Origin of the sequence: Nostoc sp. UHCC 0252, from assembly GCF_034931145.1 — a bacterium.
Classification (GTDB): domain Bacteria; phylum Cyanobacteriota; class Cyanobacteriia; order Cyanobacteriales; family Nostocaceae; genus Nostoc.
The window spans coordinates 1-20,904 of the sequence record NZ_JAYGHE010000060.1; the positions used below are offsets into that span (position 1 = coordinate 1).

The window sequence follows — 20,904 nt, forward strand, 5'->3', positions numbered from 1 at the left end:
TACCTCTGGAAAAAGAAAAAGCTTCTGTTGGAACAATTCGGTGAGAAATCCGGGAAATGCAAGGCGGGATATCGATACTTTGACAAGATTTACAGCGTGCTGTATTAGTCACTTCAAGCGGGATGAAAATAATCGTAAATTTCTTGAGCCAAACGCGGGCCGATTCCTGGAACCTCAGCGAGTTGTGGGGTTGTTGCTTGGCGAATATAATCAACTGAGCGAAAATGCCCTAGTAGCTGCTTTTGTCGATGATGTCCTAAACCAGGAATTTCATCTAAACGCGATCGCTTTAATTTATCACTACGTTGCTGACGATGAAAAGTGACTGCAAACCGATGCGCTTCATCTCGCAACCGTCGCAACAACTGCACCCCTGGTTGTTCTGCATCAGTTGTCAAGGGTTTAGATTCTCCCGGTAAAAAAATCTCTTCTCGCTGCTTCGCTAAACTCACAACTCGCAAATCTTCTAATAAATTCATCTCTTGCAAAACGGCAATAACTGAAGATAACTGACCTTTACCGCCATCAATCATGATTAAATCAGGCCAATCTGGATTACCCAAACGTGACAACTGTGCATCTTCCGCATACTTACGGAAGCGTCGCCCAATAACTTCAGCAAGACTAGCAAAATCATCCGAATGTCCCGCCGTTACCGTGGGATTTTTAATTTTGTAGTGGCGATAATGCTGTTTAGCGGGTAAACCGTCGATAAACACAACTTGCGAAGCTACAGCATTTGACCCTTGAATGTGAGAAATATCATAACCTTCGATGCGGTGGGGTATATCTGGTAAATCGAGAATGGCTGCTAAATCTTGCATTGCTTGGTGATTGCGATCGCCAAATTTTTGCATTCTTTGCAATTCATACTGAGCATTTCGCTCTACCATCTCAATTAATTCTGCCTTCGTTTGTCGCAAAGGAGTTAAAATCGTGACTTTTTTACCTTTGCGTTGAGTTAAGACATCGGCCAATATGTCGCTATCTGGTAAATCATGCTGTACCAGAATTTCTAAAGGTATTTCCACTGAGTCAGCAGTTTGGTAATGTTCCTCCAAAGCTCGTTGTAAAATAGCTCCTGGTTCTGCGTGAGCGTCAGCCACAAAAGCTAAACGTCCTACCAATTGCCCAGCGCGAATCTGGAATAATTGAATACAAGCGTGTTCTTCGTTAGCCGCCAGTGCGATCGCATCCCGTGAAACTGTATCATCTGGTAAGGATACCTTTTGGTCAGCAGTCAGCGACTTTAACCCAGAAATTTGATCGCGAATCCGCGCTGCTGACTCAAAGTTCAAGTTTTCAGCTGCTGTATTCATCTGTTGAGTCAAAATATCAATCAATTCCTGAGTTCGCCCTTGAAAGACCATCGCTATTTTTTGCACAATTTTGCGATATTCTTCTGGTGAAGTCAGCTTTTGACACACACCCGGACAACGCCCTAAATCATAATTTAAGCACGGACGGTCTTTGAAAAGTGGTTGAGGTCGTTGTCGCTGAGGAAAGATCCGCTTGCAGATGCGGACAATCTCTCGTAATAAACCAGCATCAGTATAAGGCCCGTAAAATTTATCCTTTTCTTTGCCGAATTGACGTTTACGGGTAATAAAAATTCGCGGATATTCTTCTGACCAAGTAATGCAGAGATAGGGATATTTCTTATCATCTTTGAGCAGCACGTTGAAGTATGGCTGGTGCTGCTTGATCAAATTGGCTTCTAGCGCTAAGGCTTCCGCTTCAGTATCAGTGACGATGAATTCAATTTCTGTCACCAACTTGACCATCGTGGCGATGCGTTCAGTCTTGTTGTAGCCATCGCGGAAATAGGAACGAACACGCGATCGCAACTTCCGTGACTTACCTATATATATAATGCGATCGCTCTGATCCCGCATGAAATAAACCCCCGGTTCCGGTGGAATTTCGGCTAGACGATTTTCCAGTCGTTCCGGCTCTTTAACCAGTGGTAGTATTTGAGTAGATATTGTCACAACCAAAATTAGGTAATCTTTCTCTATTTTAAGAAAAATTCTTTTTCCGTGCCGATTTCACAGAGTAATTATCAAGTAAATATGAAGTAGGTAGCCTTTGAGTCCGTAGATGCTTCTAAGGCTACTCTACGAGTTATCCAACTGAGTACCCGTAGGGTAAGTTGGTTTACAACCTAGTACAACACCGTTACCATCTCAATTAACAAGACTTAGGTAAAAATTTCTTTGTAAAGGTAGGTAGCTTCTTTTACAGTTTACTAAACAATTTTCTACAAGGATTATAACTTTGGAGCAGACAATGGTTTATCTACCCTTAGTCTTAGTTTTCATCTGCTACTGTCAGAATAAAAACTTATCTTTTTGAATTTGCGATCAACATTTTAAAATAGATAACAATCTATTATTCAAAACTTTATTTTATTCTTTTACTAATTTTAATATCTTCTTGTTAAAAAGCAAGGGAAACCAAAAGTTTAACTTATATAAATATCAAGTAAATATATTATTAATATACAATATTTTTGAACGTTTATTGAGCTTACAATCTTAAGCGATCTAACGGATTTAGTAAGTTAATTTTACGAATATAATTGGAAATATAGTTATTTAAATAATTTACTATTAGAGCTAAACTATGAACATACAAGACTTTGAAGCCCAGTATCGGGAAGCAATGGCTGAAACTCTCAATGAACTTCAAACCGCCGTTTTGCTGTTAGAACAAGTACAAAATAAAATTTTAACAATTGGTAATTCTATACAAAATATTAGTAAGCAAGTTGAAGAGTTCATCGCTGACCAAAAATCTGAATAAAGAGATGTTTAGCAGAAAAGTTTATCTATGGCTCAAAGTTAACTCTTCTTCAATTGTAAGTATAAGATCCTTCAGCTTTAGAGGTTTGACAAAATAACGACGTGCGCCCAAACTTAGAGCTAATTCTTGATCTGCCTTAAAAGCAAAAGCTGAAACCACAATAATAGGTATTTTTGACAAATCAGGTTTTTGCTGGACTTCTTTTAAGAGTGAATAACCGTCAATGTCTGGCAATTTTAAATCTAATAACATTAATTCTGGCTGAAATTTTTCTATGGTTGAAAAAAAAGCAGAGCCTTCTGATAAGCTTTGAACGTCGTACCCACAGTAACTTAGATAATCAGTCAGCAACAACCTATTGAGATAATGGTCTTCAACTAGCAAAATTCGTTTAACTTTGTGTGACCGCAATGCTTGATCTATATCGAATAATTGTGCTGTCATTGCTACCTATTATCTAATGATATTAAATAAAAGCCACCGATTATTACCATAAACTAAAATGGTAGTGCATTAAAACTGCAAAGCCAATAAAAACTTGACTCCGATAGTTCAGTCAAAAATATTAATCTTTTTTAACTGCACTCCAATACTAATAATAGTATGCTCAAGTATAAAATTAATCAAATATTAAGATTTTCTTTACGAGCATTTCATGATTTAGATTTTTAAACAAAAAACTGATTTTAAAATTTAACTTACCAAGTTTTATAAGTGTAATTGCCTAAGTAATACTAGGCTAGTAGTCATTTGTAGAACAGTTAACATCTGGATTTGAGGGCGAATAATAAAATTATACGAAATTGCTGCTACAAATAGGTTAGTAACTTTTTTGCAAATTGCAAATATTATTAGAGATAGTATAACCTAGATGATTAAATCATCTTATTATATAGAGCTTCTATTGGATTGTGCAAAAAACCTCAGTATATATCTATTATTTCCTGTTTTATCCCTACATAAGTAATTTTATGAATCAAATCAAATTGCTATAGCTGGAAGGAAGTATTTATAAAAAAAAGGGAGCAGTTAGCTCCCTTACTTATTTGTAGTTTTGAACCTGCAACATTAAATAGATGCTTTTTTAAATTTGCGTCGGGTAGTAAACACACCAGCCACACCCAGTAGACCAAGTATTACTGATGGTTCTGGGACTGCTACGGGAGGTACACCCTTGATGGTGACTTCATAATTACCACTGTGCGATAAACCATCAGCACCTGAACCTAAATTGTTGCTTAGTCCGCTTTTTGTAGCAGAAAAGCTGTAAAGTAAATCAGTCTTGCCGTTATAGGTAACTTTAACAACTTCACTAGCTTGAAATTCATTTTTGAGAAGCTTACCCAAGTTTCCTAACAAAGGCGCATAGTAATCTTTTAAATTGTAATGACCGGCTAATCCAATTTTGATTTCGCCACTGATGTCATTTTGATTAACGTAAGAGATGTTAGGGTCGCTAGAGCGTTGGAAACCATTGATGCCTAAAAATGCATTAAAAGCTTGATTACGAGGGATAAAACTTGTTCCTAGACCAGCTGCATCATAAAATTGGTTAAACCAAGTATTTGCAAAGTTATTTGCCCCATAGCTTGTACTCATTCCTGACCCTGTACTAAACCAATCTGTTGCTGTCAGGCTGCTTAAGGTAATACTTTGACCACCAATTTGTCCCGTCAAGGTAGTGTTTTTGTAGAAATCAAAACCTGCTACTTCACTACTAGCTCGTAACTCTACGTTTCCAGTAGGATTTGCAGCATTTCCATCCAGGACTTTTTGTACATTTGCGGGGGTCTTGTCCACGATTTTGGTACTGCTACCTTGGACATCATAGACTAAATAATCATTTGCTGCTGTTCCACCGATACTAGCACCAGTAAGCGTTCCAGCTTGTGCTGGTACAGTAGCGATCGCGCTTACACCAATAGCCATTGAAGCACCAATTACAAGTTTCTGAAAAGTCATTTTCATTTTTTCAAGTCTCTGTCAGGTTTGGAAGTTAAGTTTTAAACTATTGCCGTTTATAGGCTTGGGCTGTCTTGACTACAGGCTTTTTAGCAATCCGACGGCATGAAAACGCCACCGTGCCTTTTTAGCCATCTTTGGTAGCTGAACGTACAAACCCAGTTTAAGAAACAAAGAGACCTGATTGGGTAAAGTTACTGCTGATTATAAATAAAAAGATGACTAATGTTTCTCGATTTTTATACGTCTAATTGCTTATTTTGCTAATTTTTAATAGTATTAAAAATTACATTTGATTATTTTGGGGTTCAGTAATATACGGTCATTCGCAAGGGCGCATAAATGTGCGCCCTTGCTACGTCTTACATCCATACACTTTGCGGCAAAAATCCTTGGTGTTTAGCTTAGAAAGTAATTTAATGAAGGAACTGAGCAATTTTCTCCACAGCAGTTTCCAACAAAGGTGGCTCATGTACCAAGGCAAAACGGACATACCCTTCTCCAGATTTACCAAAGCCAGCACCAGGAGAAGCGGCTACACCAGTTTGTTTGACTAGTTGGGTACAAAATTCTATCGAGTTTTGACTCCAAGCTGAGGGTAATTTTGCCCAGATGTACATTGTGGCTTTGGGAGTAGGAACATTCCAGCCAATGCGGTGCAAAGCAGTGATAAAAGCATCACGGCGCTGCTGGAAGGTAGCTACAGCAGATTTTACCCCAGCTTGAGGGCCAGTCAGGGCTGCGATCGCACCATTCAAAATTCCCCGATACTGATTAAAATCAACGGCGGCTTTTACTTGGCGTAAGGCTTTAATTAACTCGGCATTACCGATGGCGTAGCCAATACGGAAGCCGCCCATATTGTAGGACTTGGAAAGGGTAAAAAATTCAATCGAGACGCTTTTCTCTGGATCGGCTTGCAGAATCGAGGGAACTAGAGATTTTGGATTGGGAGAAGAGTTTACTTCTTCCCCAGTTTCCGCAAATACTAAATCTACGTAGGGGAAATCGTGAACTAGAGCGAGATTATGTTGTTGACAGAAGGCGACAGCTTCTTGGAAGAAAGATAAAGGAGCGATCGCGGCGGTGGGATTGTGAGGATAGCTTAATACCATCATCCGCGACTGGGCTAAAACTGGAGCCGGAATATCAGCAAACACTGGTAAAAAAGCGTTTTCTGCCCGTAATGGCATCGGGTAAATTTGACCACTAGCTAGATAAACTCCCCCGGCATGAGAGGGATAACCTGGGTCGAGCAACAGGGCAAAATCTCCGGGATTGAGCAATGCTAAGGGTAAATGGGCTGTACCTTCTTGAGAACCAATCAGAGGTAGTACCTCAGTTTGGGGATCTACCTTGATGCCAAATTTTTGTTCGTACCAGTTGGCTGCGGCTTCACGAAACCCAAAAGTACCGTTAAACAACAGATAGCCGTGGGTACTGCGATCGTGGAGAGATTGGGCGATCGCCTCGATGACGTGTGCCTCGGCTGGTAAATCAGAAGACCCCAGCGACAAATCAATTACTTGTTGTCCAGCAGCCAAAGCGACTGCCTTGGCTCTGTCCATATCAGCAAATACATTCGATTGCAGGGGTTGTAAACGCTTTGCAAATTGCATATTAGTCATTTGTCATTAGTCATTTGTCATTAGTCATTTGCTATGAACTATTGACTAATTACTATTTAAGTGCGTATCTAAGAGTTCGAGTAATTTATCTTTGCCGATAACTCCCTCAGTGGATATCAAAACTTCCTGGCCTTGAAATAGTCTTAGAGCCGGAACACCTTCCACTTGGTACTGCTTAACAGTGAGTGGATTGGGGTCAATTTCCATTTTCACGACTTTGAGGCGATCGCTATATTTGGTAGCAGCTGAGTTAATCATGGGCGACATCAATTGACAAGGCCCACACCAAGAAGCCCAAAAGTAAACTAATACAGGCTGTTCAGCTTTTAAAACTTCTGTTTCAAACTCAGCATCAGTTATGGTGATTACAGCCTTACTCATTGCAGTCTCCATCAGGTGGCGATCAAAGTTGTCACACACAATACTTTATCCCAAAGTAGCCAATATTCCATAGTCAATAATTCATAGTTATTTTGATTCTTAACTATTGACTAATGACATAAAATCCCACAACCAACAGGCGTGGGACTGGCTCATATAAGTTTTCTGACAATTTTATAATTGATCCAATTGCTTGCGTAGAGAATCCAACTCAGCATCAACCACTTCATTAGACTTAGCAGGAGTGGTTTCTTGCTGTGGTGGTAGTTGCGCTTGAGTGACTGGAGTAGCGGGTGGTAGCATTTGCGCTTTCAAAGCTGCCAATTCATCATCAACATCGCTACTACCTTCCAACCGGGCAAATTGGCTTTCTAAATCAGCACCTGCTAATTCTCCAGCAGACTGGGCCCGAGCTTCTTGCATCAAGACTTTTTCTTCCATCCGCTCGAAGGCAGACATTGCACTACTGGTATTCATGCCACTTACCATGTTTTGAAGTTGCTCTTGAGCTTTGGCAGTGGTGATTCTCGCTCTGAGCATTTCTTTCTTGGTTTTAGCCTCAGAAATCTTGCTTTCTAGCTGAATTAAGTTGCGCTTGAGGGTTTCAACTTGAGTGCTTTGGGTATCTAAACTAGCTTTGAGGGCAGTGCTGGTGTCCGTATAAGTCTTCTTACGCTCTAGGGCTTGCCGTGCTAAGTTCTCATCACCTTTTTGCAAGGCTAATTGAGCATTGCGTTGCCATTTATTAATTTCATTTTGGGCATCATTATACTGTTTCTCACTGCGTTTTTGGGCGGCGATCGCTTGGGCTACTCCCTGACGCAGCTGCACCAAGTCTTCCTGCATTTCCAGGATGGCTTGTTCTAGCATTTTTTCGGGGTCTTCGGCTTTGTTAACCAGGTCGTTGAGGTTAGAACTAACTACTCGCTTAATGCGATCGAATAATCCCATAACTTTGTTTTTCCTTGTTTGGTTTACGCTTTTTGTTGGACAGTCAGCTTTTTTACTTTTTAATAGCTACCTATTTCAATGTAATCTTTCCGGCTGGAATCAGTACCTTATAACAACTCTTAATTGTTAGGATATCTCTAAAGTGGGGTAATTAGCCGAACTTCAAGAGTCTTGAGTTTTGGGTAACTGCTGTTGAGGAGGCCGTACTGTGTTCTGCTTTTCCTCGGTAAGCAGACTGTTGTCCTGTGTGTTTTCTGCCTGATTTAAAACCTGTACCTTCATAGCTGCTAATTCAGCATCTACATTATTAGTAGATTCCAAGGAAGTAAATTGTGTTTCCAAGTCATCGCTACCGAGTTGGGCGATCGCAACTGAATGAGCCTCTATTTGTAAAACTTTTTCTTCCATACGCTCAAAGGCGCTCAGACTGCTGGTAGCAGAAACTCCCCCCAGCATTTCCTGGAGGCGAGAAGACGCTTCCGCAGAACGGGCGCGAGCAATATACATATCTTTTTTTGTTTTCGCCTCGGAAATTTTTAACTCTAGCGATCGCATATCCTTTTTTAGCCTAGCAACTATATCGTTTTGCTGCTCTATTTGGGAAAAGAGGGCTGTAGTAGTTTCTTTGTAGGCTTGGCGCTTAGTCAAAGCTTCGCGTGCTAAAGGTTCATTGCCTTGTTGTAAGGCTAGTTGGGCGCGGCGATACCATTCTTCTGTTTGAGAGTTGGCCGCCGCCGCCTGTCGCTCAGTGCGTTTTTGGGTAGCGATCGCTTGTGCTACACCTTGCCGCAACCGCACCAGGTTTTCCTGCATCTCTAGGACAGTTTGCTCTAGAATCTTTTCTGGATCTTCTGCACTACCAATCAAACTATTGAGATTAGCGCGAATTATCCGCAGAATACGCTTAATTAATCCCATGTCGGCTCTCCATTCACGAAACTCAATGCTGTTAGCGGTAGCGGGGCGTTCAGCCCATGCCTAGTTAAAGTCCTGAGAATAAAAATTTTTGTCTTAGGTGTAGTTATGAAGTGCTGAATGACTAGTTCAACTACTGAGTATAAAAATCTGGTTATGGGACTGTAAACAAACAAGATTTTGTCTCTACTATTGGGCACTCAGGACTGTAATCTCATGGTATCGTAGATTTTTGCAACTTATGGCTGCTGAACCCGTGCCTTAATCCCCCTTGACTGTAATAATTGCATGTGTTTTTGTACTTGCTCTTTAGTCTTAAAAGCACCGAGATAAATTAATTCTTTGTTGGGTGATAAATAAGCATCAGGAATTACTTGCCGTGCTGAAGCATAAGCTGCACCTTTATTATCGATTACGACATGATAGAACCCATCTGCTGCTGGTTTGATTTCTGCATTTGGTTTTGGTGAGGTTTTTACCGTTGATGTGGGAGGCAAATTTAGAGGTGGTAAGGGCTGTACCGTTGGTACTGGTGCTACGATCGGATTTGCCGGTTTTAGGGCTGTATTGGGTTCAGGCGGTGCAGCTTGAGGATTTACGGGACTTTGGGGAAGGACTGGAGCAGGTATTACTGAAAGTGTTGGCTGGACTTTAGGTTGTAAGCCAACTAAATCCTTAGCATCTCTCACATCAGGAAACTCTTGGGCAGCTAGATTGGGATACTTGGGTATAGACGTACTGGGTGGCTGGATCTGAGGTTCCACATTACTCCCAACTTCTTTAGCATTTTCTGGTACGGGAGGTGAGTTTCCGTTAAATAATTTGCTTAAATTCCATTGGGGCAAGCCTTTGGGATTGAATACTACATAACCCAAGGTAAGACTTGCTACCAATAGCAGTAACATCGAGCCGATGCCCAAAGGTGATAGCAGGCTGTCACTAGAATTGCTTGGTTTCTTGGTTTCTGGTTGCTCTTCTGTGAGACTTCGCAGCAGTGCTTCACTAGATTCTAAATAGTCATCTGGGTGTTTAAGGTTGTCATCTGGCTGCAAGAGATTTTCACTCTCAGTATTCTTAACGCTTGTCGGCACAATACTGCTACTAAAGTTGGGCGGCGGTGGCGGAAGTTGAGTTTGTGTTTTAGCAGCATCGGGAGTATAGGGCACATTGAGATTTACTTGTTCAGTATTTACCGTAGCTGAGGCTGGGTTCATCTCAGGATTTACAGCTACAAAAGGTGCTGGTGGTATGTCAATTTTTGCTGTAGCTGGCGATGGATTTCCCTGATGATTCACGGGTACAGGTACAGGTGGCACGTTAGTTTTAATTTCCGTTACTGATGACTGAGTTGCGCCCAATGTTGTAGGAATGGCAGTCAATGACTGAGCTTGACTGTTCATGTAACTTGCAACACGGCGCTGGTTCGATGACACCAAACCATTTCGCGTCCGTCGGTATCGAGCTAACTCTTGATCTAGCGGCACTTCTAAACTTGCTAATGCTGCTGCTAGTGCTGGTTTCAAACCAGGTGTTTTAGACGATTGAGTACCGGAATCGTTCAGGGGGTTTTGAGTCATTGCCTCTGTGCCTCAAGCGTAGATTGTTGGAATTAACTTTATATTTGTGACAATAGTAGCGAAAATTATTTAAATAGATAGATTGGGAATGGGGAATTGAAAAGAGGCAGAGGGGCAGGGTGCAGGGGGAAGAGGGGAAAACTCTTCTCCCTTGCTCCCTGCTTCCCATTCCCTACTCCCCACTCCCCACTCCCCACTTTTAACGATGTCGTTGAAATCAATTAATGATATTTTGGGCGCTTTAGAAAAGCAGGCTAAATGGCAGGAGCAACCATTTCAACTTTTGCTCAAGTGTTGGGCAGAAGTTGTGGGGCCAGTAGTTGCGGCAAACACTCGACCATTATCGATTCAACGCGATGTTTTGTCGGTAGCAACTTCTAGTGCTGCTTGGGCGCAAAACCTGACTTTTGGCCGCACGTCTCTGCTTTTAAAGTTGAATAAAAAGCTGCCAACGCCTTTGGTTGATATTCGCTTCTCTACTGCTGGCTGGCAAAAACCGTCTGTGCAGAGAATACAGCAACAAACGGTTTTACCCGATGAACATCCTAGTTACCTTGGTGATGAGATTAGCCACCCTGATGTTACACCCGCCAAGGATGTAAATACTGCTTTTGGGCATTGGACGAAGATTATGCGATCGCGATCGCATGGCTTACCCCTTTGTCCCCAATGTGAATCTCCTACCCCACCCGGCGAACTCCAGCGCTGGGCAGTTTGCTCTGTCTGTGCTGCTAAACAGTTTTGAAGTAAGTCAGTTTTGAGCAAAATAGTTCAGCGATTATTTCTTGAGCAGAATTTATCTCGAAGTAATTTGCTGCGGCCATCTAGAGAAGTTCTAATTCTTGAGAAAATATATATTTTACAGCTACAATATACCAAACGTGGTAGATAACCCAGGCTATTTATCTGAAATTATATGCCTTCATCTGTCCTTAAGGAGGAAGTTAAAAGGTTAGATAAATCAAAAGCTTTACTTTTACTCTTGATCCCTAATAAGTTTTAGCCAATATCTATAGGTAATCACTCTCCAGATTATTTAAAAATATAACAAGATTATAAAAACATCCTAAAGTTTATTTTTTCGTCGGGATCGCTGAAACCTATAGAAAATAATGGCTTTTTGGCTTTTATCCGTCTTTATATATAGAAGCAAAATATAAAGATGAAATTCAGCCAGAAACGGCACTAAAGATGAATCCAAATGAAACCTATTAAATTTTCAGCATCTGCTTGTAAATATTGCCGTCATTATCAGCCAGAAGGCCGCCGTGGTGGAACGTGTCAGCAGTTGGGAGCGCCAGTTCAAGCAACTTGGAAGGCTTGCTCCTTGGCGCTCCCACCTTTTGCGCCTTCTTGGGAAACTTTGGAAGATGCTTGGACTTTGCCAGATGCAGCACCAGTTTTAGCTTGTTCTTATCCTCTACCTTCAGATTTAGATCATGCTGTTGCCCCTATAGAGGAAATAACCGCCTCTGTATATTCTCAAGAGGCCAAAACTGAAGCAGTGTTTATTTAGCTATCCATTATTACTGAACCAATTTTGTAGTTTGCTGAAAATAAGATTTGTTTTTAAGATATTTAGTGCCATAAACGTTGACATTTACAAAAATCGCACCCTTTATTGAGGTGCGATTTTTGCAATTCTAAGGTAGCCAAGGAAAAGAGCGAAAATCTGGCGGACGTTTTTCGAGAAAGGCTTGTTTACCTTCAGACCCTTCTTCTGTCATGTAATAGAGTAGCGTGGCATTGCCAGCTAGCTCTTGTAAACCAGCTTGTCCGTCACAATCAGCATTAAAGGCGGCTTTGAGACACCGAATTGCGATCGGACTTTTTTCTAAAATCTCTTGCGCCCATTGAATACCTTCCGCTTCTAGTTGTTCCACTGGGACAACACAATTAATTAAACCCATTTCTAGAGCTTGTTGGGCATCATATTGGCGGCAGAGAAACCAAATTTCTCTAGCTTTTTTTTGTCCCACAATGCGGGCGAGATAGCTGGCTCCAAAACCACCGTCGAAACTGCCTACTTTCGGGCCAGTCTGTCCGAAAATAGCGTTATCGGCAGCAATAGTAAGGTCGCAAATTAAGTGTAGAACGTGTCCGCCACCGATCGCATATCCCGCCACTAAAGCAATCACCACTTTCGGCATGGAACGAATCAGGCGTTGTAAGTCCAGCACATTCAAGCGAGGGATGCCAGTATGGTCTACATAACCCGCATGTCCCCGCACACTTTGATCGCCACCTGAACAGAAAGCATATTTTCCATCAGTGTGTGGGCCGTAGCCAGTAAATAGGACGACACCAATAGTAGTATCTTCACGAGCATTACAGAAAGCATCGTACAGTTCAAAGACTGTTTCAGGACGGAAAGCATTGCGTTTATGGGGACGGTTGATGGTGATTTTTGCAATGCCATCAGTTTTTTGATACAGAATATCTTCGTAGTTTTTGGCAGTTTGCCAGTTAATTTGCATTGGTATGTAGTGCGCTGTTGCTTCAAGGATTTTATCGCGGACGTAGGGACATGCGATACCTGCGGTGGGCTACGCTTACGCTAAAATTGCTGTCTCAAGCCTTTACAATTTGGTAATTGTCTGGGTGTGGAGAAATCAAAATGCGACGTGACACCATTTTCTACAAATTATTTAAGCAATTTCCGGGTTTGCTATTTGAATTAGTAGATGAACCACCCCCAGAAGCAGAAAACTACCAGTTTGAATCAGTTGAAGTGAAAGAAACTGCGTTTCGGATTGATGGAGTGTTTTTACCTCCGGCTGATGCAGTTTCCAAAACCGTCTTTTTTGCTGAAGTGCAGTTTCAGAAGGACGAAGACTTATATCACCGCTTCTTCAGCGAATTGTTTTTGTTTCTCTACCGCAACTCTATTCGTTACGATGACTGGTTTGGTGTAATAATTTTTGCTTCTCGCAGTCTGGAACCTTCTTCCTCTTCAATTCACCGTGCTTTGTTAGAAAGTGGTCAAGTCAGGCGGGTTTATCTGGATGAGTTGGGGGATTTGCGAGAACAACCTTTGGGATTAGGTTTGATGTTGCTAACAAATGTTACTTCTGAAACCGAAGCAGTGGAAGGGGCGCGATTTTTGTTGGAGCAAGCACGGCAACAGTCGGAGCAAGCGATAATTGATTTAATTACAACGATTATTGTTTACAAGTTTTCTGACCTAAGTCGACAGGAGATTCAAGCGATGTTGGGACTGAATTTGGAAGAACCACGGGCTATTTTGGAAGCGAAGGAAGAAGGGCGAGAGGAAGGAAAGGTTGAAGGACGAGAGGAAGGAAAAGTTGAGGGAGAAAGAGCGATCGTTTTACGACTATTAAATCGGCGCGTGGGTAATATTCCTGATGTGCTTCTGTCCCAGATTCAAGGGTTATCGGTGGAACAGTTGGAAGCTTTAGGTGATGCTTTGTTGGATTTCTCTACTCTTGCTGATTTGGAAGGATGGTTACAAGATCAACCAAGAGGGTAAGTTTCACGCAGAGGAGAAGGGCGATACCTGCGGTGGGCTACGCCTACGCACTCCGTAAAATAATTATGGCTACAAATAAAGTTTCTCGAACTGAAGAAGCATTTGTAGACGCGCAAGTATATCAGAAGCGGCGGAAGAAAAAGTGCGATCGCTCATCCTGCGACGACTGTTAAAACGACTATTTGGTGAAATTGCTGAGGAACTTTTAGCCAAAATTCAGGCATTATCGCTGGAACAGTTGGAAGCGTTTTAATGGTTAATGTTACTCAAATATATGGCGGAATCGGTTTTTTAACTTCAAACCACTGTATATTTCCACATAAATTACAAGATATAGCCTCACAGTTCATATACCAGTCTTGCGAAGGGCGACTCATAGAATGACTTTCTTGTATCATCGTAAAAGTTTTCAAGCCTGAATACCGCATTAATTCATAAAACCCTTCGCCACAGAAACGACAGCGTGAACCAACTTTACCAGGGTAGAAATGTTCATAGATTAAGCGCCTAACTGTTTCTGATTCTTCTTTTAGCTTGGCAACATTTAGACGCTGATTAGGTTCTTCAACAACTGATTTATCTAGAATTCTTTGTGTTATGTAGTCAAGTTGAGGATTTTGACATACATAAGACAGACTATTAGAATCCTTGTAGTTTTCCCTAGAAAATATTTTTCCGGTAAGCAAGAAATATAATATTTTTCCTAATGCGTATGAATCAACAGCCAAGGTTACTTGTTCGCTACGCCCCCCTTCAAGTTCAGGTGAAATATAGTATCGGGAGCCTACTTGCTCCATAGTTTCTGTTAAGCGGTTATCCTCATCTATAAAGTAGCAAATTCCGAAGTCAAGAATTATTGGATTATTATCTCGATCAAGAATTATATTATCTGGCTTTAAGTCACGATGCACTATACCCTTTTCATGTGCGTAAGCTACTGTGTCACATATATCTGTAAAAAGAGCTAGAGCGTCAAGTGGTTTTAGAGGTACTACTTTAGTCAAAGTAAGTCCTGAGTAGTGTTTTGTTACGAAATAAGGTTCAGGATCTAGAGAAAAGTCCAAAATGGGGGCGATCCTCGGATGATTTAACTTTGTTCCAGCTTTGATTTCCTGCTCAAATCTCTTAATTCGGTTAAGGTTTTTTAATTTTTTAAGAATACAGTTTTCAGTAAATTCACCACTTAAATCTTTTACAAGAAACACATGAGATTGACCACCTTCACCAACTGAGCTAATATTTTCCCATCTATTACCGAACTTTTTTGGTGGCATTTCAAAAACCTCACAAGACACAATACTATCAATTGATGATATTGTAGATAAAAAAATTCCAATGTGGTCAAAACCAAAAATACTAATTGGGCTAATCGTAAATGTACCGAGATAGCTGTTTTAAACAATACGTTTATTTTTGCCTCAATCCTTAGTATCCTAATACCGTTGAACAACACCAGCACTAAAAATTCTTGTGGGAAAGCACTTGTAAATTTTTGAATACCACAAGTGTTTCATATAATCGCTCTATTTTAGCCTGCTATTCAGCAACACCTAATGCAATAGTTAAATTACAATATCTGCGGCAAACTCCCGTAAATTCTCCTGTCGCCACTTAGCGTCATGTTTACGATTTGTCTGCAACTCTAAAACCCGAATTCCTTTCGTTGCTAATGGGTTTAATTTTTGCTGCAATTGCTGCCAAGAAGTAATCAATTCATGTTGCACATTATAAGTAGCGCACAACTGAGCAAAATCAATATCCTGGGGAGTGCCAAAAAACTCTTCAAATGGTGGGTCAAATTTGGCAATGGGTAACATTTCAAAAATGCCACCGCCATTGTTATTGATTAACACAATCGTCAGATGTCCGACAAACTTATTGCGGATTAAAAAACCATTTGTGTCATGCAACAGCGCTAAATCTCCTGTTAACATCACACTACTTTGCTGGCGATGGGCAATTCCTAAAGCTGTGGATAATGTGCCATCTATGCCATTTGCACCCCGGTTAAAGTGCGATCGCACTCCTAAATTATTCGGTTTCCAGAAATATTCCACATCCCGCACAGGCATACTATTTGCAATAAACAGAGGCGTTCCTGGCGGTAAAATCTGAGAAATTAACCAAGCTGCTTTACTCTCAATGATTTCATCTATTTTCTCCATCGTCTGGTCAACAACTAACCTGACTTTAGTTTCTGCATCACACCATTGCTTTCCATAGTCTGAGGAGAAAGATAAATTTCCCTCCTCTACTTTTATGTCTTCTATAGATATCCGTAAATGCGTCGTTCTCCCGTGCAAAGGGTCAAGGTTTTGGTCACTCTTGTCAATTACCCAACGTCGCGGATGGGTTGCATCTATCCAGGTACGTAGTTCTTTACTCGTAGGCATTTCACCCACCTGAATCACCATTTCGGGCGCTAACTGCTTTGCTAGTTGTTGATTTCGCAAAATCAAGTCGTATGTGGAAATTAAATAAGGATTGAGTTCGGCGTAATTTCTGACTGGGGAAAGTCCCTCAGCTAGCACTGGCCATTTGAGAGTTTGGGAAAGGTGCGCGATCGCTCTACAATATTCCTCTGGTTGCGACGGTTGGGCAACACCTGCGATAATAATGCCGCGATCGCATTCTTTCCATTGTTGGGGAATAGGGAATGGGGAATTGGGAATGGGGAATGAGTTTGTTATTCCTGCGAAAAAGTCTTCTGGGTGAAATTGCGATCGCAGATAAGTCAAGTCAATTCCATCAGGAAGAGGCGCTAAGGGATCACGAAAGGGAATATTCAAATGTACTGGCCCCTTTGTAGGAGTTTGCGCTCTTTCCCAGCCATGAATTACCGTTTGTCGCAGGTAAGCTAGCATTCCTAAATCGGCGGAAGGTAAGGCTAACTCTGTTTGCCAATTTGGGTAGTTTCCATATAATCTCAACTGATCTATAGTTTGCCCTGAGTGACAATCTCGCAATTCTGGGGGCCTATCGGTGGTTAATATCAATAGTGGGACGCGACTATATGAAGCTTCAATGACTGCTGAATAAAAATTTGCTCCTGCTGTACCAGAGGTGCAAACTAGTACCACTGCGCGTCCGGTTGCTTGAGCTTGTCCCAAAGCGAAAAAGGCGGCGGAGCGTTCATCAAGAATGGAAATCGCTTCAATTTCAGGTGCTTGTTGAGCAAAGGCGATCGCTAAAGGTGTAGAGCGCGATCCTGGGCAAATGATAGCACAAGTCAATCCCAACCGCTTTAAGGTCTCTGTTAAAATATAAGCCCAAAGTTGATTAACATTTTTAAAGGCGATCGGCATTAAATCAAACATAGCTATAAAACAATCTTAAATTTTAGATTTTGTCTGGGGAAATTCAATTTAAAATCCATCAATGCGGTGTTGGATTCCATCACCGCCAAGCGAGTTTCTGGGAAAGAAAATCTCCAAGCAAACTCGCTCCACTTTCTACAAAATGCACAATTTGCTCTCAAACTTTTATGGACTGCATTCATTTAACGGGAATTCGCGGCTATGGCTACACTGGGTATTTACCAGAAGAACAGGTGCTAGGACAATGGTTTGAGGTGGATGTGAGGTTATGGTTGGATATCTCCACAGCGGCCAAGACTGACGCGATCGAAGACACTTTAGATTATCGCAGCGTCATTAGCTTGATACAACATCTGATCAAAACGTCTAAATTTGCTTTGATAGAGAAATTGGTAGCAACGATCGCAGATTCTATTCTCCAAGAGTGCGATCGTGTAACGCAAGTCCAAGTCACTCTCAGCAAACCTGCTGCACCTATCCCAGACTTTGGTGGCAAAATTAGCATTGAACTGACTAAAGCTAAGTCCAACCTCTAAAGCAAAAAACCTGTTTTTTATCTCAATATCTATAAAACTAGTAAAACAAGGGGGTTTACATGGAGCGTGGGAGTATCTCACAAAGAGAATCTTTCCTGCCATTGCCCCCAGTAAATGCTCGTGGCAAAAAAAGTAAAAATTAGTATTAATTATTTGCGAAACTAGACAAAATCAAGATTATTTGCTGAAATAATGAGCAAAATCCTCTTGTTCTAGAGCAACTTTACAGGTAATTGGTAATCCGATAGTTTCAGGCTTGGATTTGCACTCCAACTCAGAAAGAAGCTATTTGTAGACAAATCTATATTCAAGTCTTTGATTCTAAATAGTTCCTGTTATTTAATTCAATTTTGTTATTGATTAATTTTGGCATAAATACTATACTTAATGTTTATTTTCTTCAGGAAAATTATTATTTGAAGAAGAATTCAGAAGTCAGAATTCAGGAGTCAGAATCAATTGGATGGGGATTAAGACCCCAACCAATTGTAGACACCGTGCAGACGATGGGGTTTTAAACCCGTTTATTCATCTACCAGTCGCACAGAATTCAATTCTGAATTCTGGCTCCTGACTCCTGAATTCTGTTTGATAATTCTTGAAAATCAGTTTTTGATCGCTAGTAATCATATAATAATTGACATTTAATGTTAATGGCATCATATTAACTGCATAGAGTAATCAGAATTAGCTTTAACAAGCGCAGGACTTATGGAAGGTTAATAATATGATGCTATTTGCTCATGTGTAAGTATTTATATCAAGCATACTACAGAGTAGTAAAACATTGTTTATGATAAAACAAGAACTTTTATACAGAGTTGACACTAACAACAAAAATCTGAACCTTAGCAAACAGGTTGTTTTACCATGTTCGCCCGCAAAATCCTAGTTGTTGAGGATGAGGAAATCATAGCCTCAAATATTAGAAATAGCTTACAAAAATTAGGTTATTCCGTCTCAGAAATTACTCAGTCTGGTGAAGAAGTAATAAAAAAGGTAGCAGAAATTCATCCAAGTTTAGTATTAATTGATATCTGCCTAGCTGGGGAAATTGACGGTGTACAGGTAACAGATATTATTCAGAATCGCTTCCATGTGCCTGTAGTATATCTAACAGAGTGTTTGGCAGAGTGTTCTGAATATAAAACATTACATAAAAATCAGTTAAGTGAGCCTTTTAGTTACATAGCCAAACCATTTATTGAAAGTGATTTACATTTTACGGTTGAAATGGCTTTGTACAAACATCAGAGCAAAAAAATATTATACGAAGAAAAACAGAGGCTAACAGCAATTATTAACAGTATGGGCTGTGCAGTGATTGTGACTTATGCAAATGGTTGTATTCAAATGATGAATTCTACAGCAGAACTAATCACTGGGTGGAAGGAAAGTGAAGCTTTGGGCAAAGATTTAGTACAAGTAGTGAGCTTATCTGACAAAGATAAAGGAGAAAAAATTGGAAATTTAGCTACAGATGTAATCGAAACAGGTAAAATTTTAAATTTACCAGAAAACTGTATACTGATTACCAAAGATGGTAAAGAGATAGCAATTGGGGATAATGTTGCACCCATCCGCGATCGCAATGGTAATATTACTGGTGCAGTTTTAGTTTTTCAGGATATTACCAAACGCAAAAAGACAGAGGCGCAACTGATCCGCAATGCGTTTTATGATGGGCTGACAGCGTTACCAAACCGTATTTTATTTTTAGATCGACTCAGACAAACGATTGAGCGTAGCAAACGCAGAAGCGATTATTATTTTGCAGTTTTATTTTTGGATTTAGATGGTTTCAAGGAGATTAACGATCACTTTGGGCATGGAGTTGGGGATGATTTTTTAGTAGCGATCGCTAGACGTTTAGAGTCGTGCTTACGAGGTGGCGATACTGTAGCACGATTTGGTGGTGATGAGTTTACTGTTCTTTTAGAGGATATTAAAGACATTACCGACGCTACCAACGTTGCCAAACGGATTCAAGAAGCGTTGCGATCGCCAATTAACCTCAATGGATATGAATTATCCACTACAGCTAGCATTGGTATTACTTGGAATTTTAATAGTTATGAAGAGCCTGCAACTCTCTTACGGGATGCTGATATTGCAATGTACCGAGCTAAACGGCAGGGAAAAGCTACTTATGCCATATTTAGTTAAGTTAGTCCTTTCTGCTGCCTAAATGTTATGGAAAAGACCGAGAAACAAAAAATGCTCGCAGGCGAATTATATCTGGCGGAAGATCCAGAATTGGCTGCCGAAAGTAAACGAGCTAGTCGTTTGTTGCGAGGTTACAATTCTACAACTGAAGAACAGCCAGAGCAACGCCAGGAAATTTTGCAAGAATTACTTGGAAAGATAGGTGACAAAGTATTAATTGTGCCACCCTTTCACTGTGACTATGGTAGTAATATTTTTGCTGGTGACAGATTATATATGAACTATGGCTGTGTAATTTTAGACTGCAATACAGTTCATATTGGTGAAAATGTCTTATGCGCTCCTTATGTGCAAATTTATACGGCTTATCATCCTACAGAACCAGAAATTCGCCTTTCTGGGAGAGAATTAGCTGCCCCAGTTAACATTGGTAATAATGTCTGGATTGGTGGCAGTGCAATTATTTGTCCAGGTGTAACTATTGGGGATAACACAACCATTGGGGCTGGCAGTGTAGTTGTCAAAGATATACCTGATAATGTTGTCGCTGCTGGTAATCCCTGCCGCGTCATTCGATATTTATCCTAGAGTTTAAAATTTATATCCTCTGGCAATCCAATAAAGCCAGTCTGCGATCGCTTCTTGAGTTTCGCTATCAGCATCAATGGCTGCTATTTCAGATAACTTAGCAGAATATACATCATCATCCTTACCATTAATGTCAGCCACTTCGACAAACATATCTTTTAAGCACTCATCATCTGGGGCCATTCCCAGCACTTCCACTTGTTTCTCCTCGGTAGAACCTGATTTGCGTCCCTTCTTAGTCCATTTAGCCATAAAGGGAAAATTCAGAGCCTCTTCAAGGTAGTAATACCAACCCATAGCCCGGTCTTCTTTGTCTTCAGCATCTACAATAATCTCTGTTTTAATGCGATGCTCTCGGTTTTCGTCGGCTTCAACACTAGGCATAAGATAACGCTCTGCGTATAATGCATTTCGATAATACTACCAAAGTCTTGCCTAAGAATAATTTTTCTAAAAGATAGTTAAATATATAGGATTTACATACAAGATATCCCCCAACCCCTTTTTTGAGGAGGCTTTTAGAGTTGCTCTATTTTTAAGAGAGGTCAAGGGGAATCTAGATTTTAGGTCTCAGTGCGTAAGCTATGG

20 protein-coding genes are annotated in these 20,904 nt (G+C 40.7%); 8 read left to right on the top strand and 12 right to left on the bottom strand.

Going from position 1 to position 20,904, the window contains the following annotated elements; all coding sequences use genetic code 11:
* Positions 1 to 113: 113 nt before the first annotated feature.
* Entirely contained in the window at positions 114 to 1,991 is a 1,878-nt protein-coding gene (gene uvrC / locus VB732_RS26185) for an excinuclease ABC subunit UvrC (protein ID WP_323233806.1), read from the bottom strand.
* Between the two features lie 634 nt (positions 1,992 to 2,625).
* Here uvrC and VB732_RS26190 point away from each other — a divergent pair.
* The gene (locus VB732_RS26190; protein ID WP_323233807.1) at positions 2,626 to 2,805 is read left to right on the top strand and encodes a hypothetical protein; all 180 of its coding nucleotides are present in this window, start codon (positions 2,626 to 2,628) and stop codon (positions 2,803 to 2,805) included.
* A 21-nt stretch (positions 2,806 to 2,826) separates the two neighbouring features.
* Here the strand turns inward: VB732_RS26190 and VB732_RS26195 are convergent, their stop codons facing one another.
* The 7 genes from VB732_RS26195 to VB732_RS26225 form a co-directional block, all read right to left on the bottom strand.
* The gene (locus tag VB732_RS26195; protein WP_323233808.1) at positions 2,827 to 3,249 is read right to left on the bottom strand and encodes a response regulator; all 423 of its coding nucleotides are present in this window, start codon (positions 3,247 to 3,249) and stop codon (positions 2,827 to 2,829) included.
* 624 nt (positions 3,250 to 3,873) lie between these two features.
* Positions 3,874 to 4,767, bottom strand: coding sequence for an NF038130 family PEP-CTERM protein (locus tag VB732_RS26200; RefSeq protein WP_323233809.1), 894 nt, complete (start codon positions 4,765 to 4,767; stop codon positions 3,874 to 3,876).
* Between the two features lie 416 nt (positions 4,768 to 5,183).
* Entirely contained in the window at positions 5,184 to 6,386 is a 1,203-nt protein-coding gene (locus VB732_RS26205) for an LL-diaminopimelate aminotransferase (RefSeq protein WP_323233840.1), read from the bottom strand.
* Between the two features lie 54 nt (positions 6,387 to 6,440).
* Positions 6,441 to 6,776 carry a thioredoxin family protein gene (locus tag VB732_RS26210; RefSeq protein WP_323233841.1) on the bottom strand — a complete coding sequence of 112 codons (336 nt, stop codon included), beginning with the start codon at positions 6,774 to 6,776 and terminating at the stop codon, positions 6,441 to 6,443.
* A gap of 174 nt (positions 6,777 to 6,950) precedes the next feature.
* Entirely contained in the window at positions 6,951 to 7,727 is a 777-nt protein-coding gene (locus VB732_RS26215) for a PspA/IM30 family protein (RefSeq protein WP_174712453.1), read from the bottom strand.
* 162 nt (positions 7,728 to 7,889) lie between these two features.
* Positions 7,890 to 8,645 (bottom strand): PspA/IM30 family protein, encoded by a 756-nt coding sequence (locus tag VB732_RS26220; RefSeq protein WP_323233810.1) that lies wholly within the window; start codon positions 8,643 to 8,645, stop codon positions 7,890 to 7,892.
* Between the two features lie 236 nt (positions 8,646 to 8,881).
* The gene (locus tag VB732_RS26225) at positions 8,882 to 10,219 is read right to left on the bottom strand and encodes a hypothetical protein (RefSeq protein ID WP_323233811.1); all 1,338 of its coding nucleotides are present in this window, start codon (positions 10,217 to 10,219) and stop codon (positions 8,882 to 8,884) included.
* A 205-nt stretch (positions 10,220 to 10,424) separates the two neighbouring features.
* Here VB732_RS26225 and VB732_RS26230 point away from each other — a divergent pair, with 205 nt between their 5' ends.
* Positions 10,425 to 10,964, top strand: a complete 540-nt coding sequence (locus VB732_RS26230) for a DUF721 domain-containing protein (protein ID WP_323233812.1) — start codon at positions 10,425 to 10,427, stop codon at positions 10,962 to 10,964.
* 456 nt (positions 10,965 to 11,420) lie between these two features.
* Positions 11,421 to 11,735: a hypothetical protein gene (locus tag VB732_RS26235; RefSeq protein ID WP_323233813.1), complete on the top strand. Its 315-nt coding sequence runs from the start codon at positions 11,421 to 11,423 to the stop codon at positions 11,733 to 11,735.
* 127 nt (positions 11,736 to 11,862) lie between these two features.
* Here VB732_RS26235 and menB read toward each other — a convergent pair whose 3' ends face one another.
* On the bottom strand, positions 11,863 to 12,696 hold the full coding sequence (gene menB / locus VB732_RS26240) for a 1,4-dihydroxy-2-naphthoyl-CoA synthase (RefSeq protein WP_323233814.1): 834 nt from the start codon (positions 12,694 to 12,696) through the stop codon (positions 11,863 to 11,865).
* A gap of 140 nt (positions 12,697 to 12,836) precedes the next feature.
* Between menB and VB732_RS26245 the strand changes: the two genes are divergently transcribed.
* Both VB732_RS26245 and VB732_RS26250 read left to right on the top strand, forming a co-directional pair.
* Positions 12,837 to 13,709 carry an Rpn family recombination-promoting nuclease/putative transposase gene (locus tag VB732_RS26245; protein WP_323233815.1) on the top strand — a complete coding sequence of 291 codons (873 nt, stop codon included), beginning with the start codon at positions 12,837 to 12,839 and terminating at the stop codon, positions 13,707 to 13,709.
* A 142-nt stretch (positions 13,710 to 13,851) separates the two neighbouring features.
* A complete protein-coding gene (locus VB732_RS26250) occupies positions 13,852 to 13,962 on the top strand; it encodes a DUF4351 domain-containing protein (RefSeq protein ID WP_323233816.1) in 111 nt (36 codons plus the stop codon).
* Positions 13,963 to 13,975: 13 nt separating this feature from the next.
* On the opposite strand, the gene VB732_RS26255 is transcribed toward VB732_RS26250, so the two are convergent.
* A complete protein-coding gene (locus tag VB732_RS26255) occupies positions 13,976 to 14,983 on the bottom strand; it encodes a serine/threonine-protein kinase (RefSeq protein ID WP_323233817.1) in 1,008 nt (335 codons plus the stop codon).
* A 288-nt stretch (positions 14,984 to 15,271) separates the two neighbouring features.
* On the bottom strand, positions 15,272 to 17,026 hold the full coding sequence (gene menD, locus VB732_RS26260) for a 2-succinyl-5-enolpyruvyl-6-hydroxy-3-cyclohexene-1-carboxylic-acid synthase (RefSeq protein ID WP_323233818.1): 1,755 nt from the start codon (positions 17,024 to 17,026) through the stop codon (positions 15,272 to 15,274).
* Between the two features lie 167 nt (positions 17,027 to 17,193).
* Between menD and folB the strand changes: the two genes are divergently transcribed.
* From folB to VB732_RS26275, 3 genes are all read left to right on the top strand, one after another.
* The gene (folB, locus tag VB732_RS26265) at positions 17,194 to 17,562 is read left to right on the top strand and encodes a dihydroneopterin aldolase (protein WP_323233819.1); all 369 of its coding nucleotides are present in this window, start codon (positions 17,194 to 17,196) and stop codon (positions 17,560 to 17,562) included.
* Between the two features lie 870 nt (positions 17,563 to 18,432).
* Positions 18,433 to 19,728: a diguanylate cyclase domain-containing protein gene (locus VB732_RS26270; protein WP_323233820.1), complete on the top strand. Its 1,296-nt coding sequence runs from the start codon at positions 18,433 to 18,435 to the stop codon at positions 19,726 to 19,728.
* A 27-nt stretch (positions 19,729 to 19,755) separates the two neighbouring features.
* Positions 19,756 to 20,316 (top strand): sugar O-acetyltransferase, encoded by a 561-nt coding sequence (locus tag VB732_RS26275; protein WP_323233821.1) that lies wholly within the window; start codon positions 19,756 to 19,758, stop codon positions 20,314 to 20,316.
* 3 nt (positions 20,317 to 20,319) lie between these two features.
* On the opposite strand, the gene VB732_RS26280 is transcribed toward VB732_RS26275, so the two are convergent.
* Positions 20,320 to 20,700, bottom strand: coding sequence for a calcium-binding protein (locus tag VB732_RS26280; RefSeq protein ID WP_323233822.1), 381 nt, complete (start codon positions 20,698 to 20,700; stop codon positions 20,320 to 20,322).
* Positions 20,701 to 20,904: the final 204 nt, after the last annotated feature.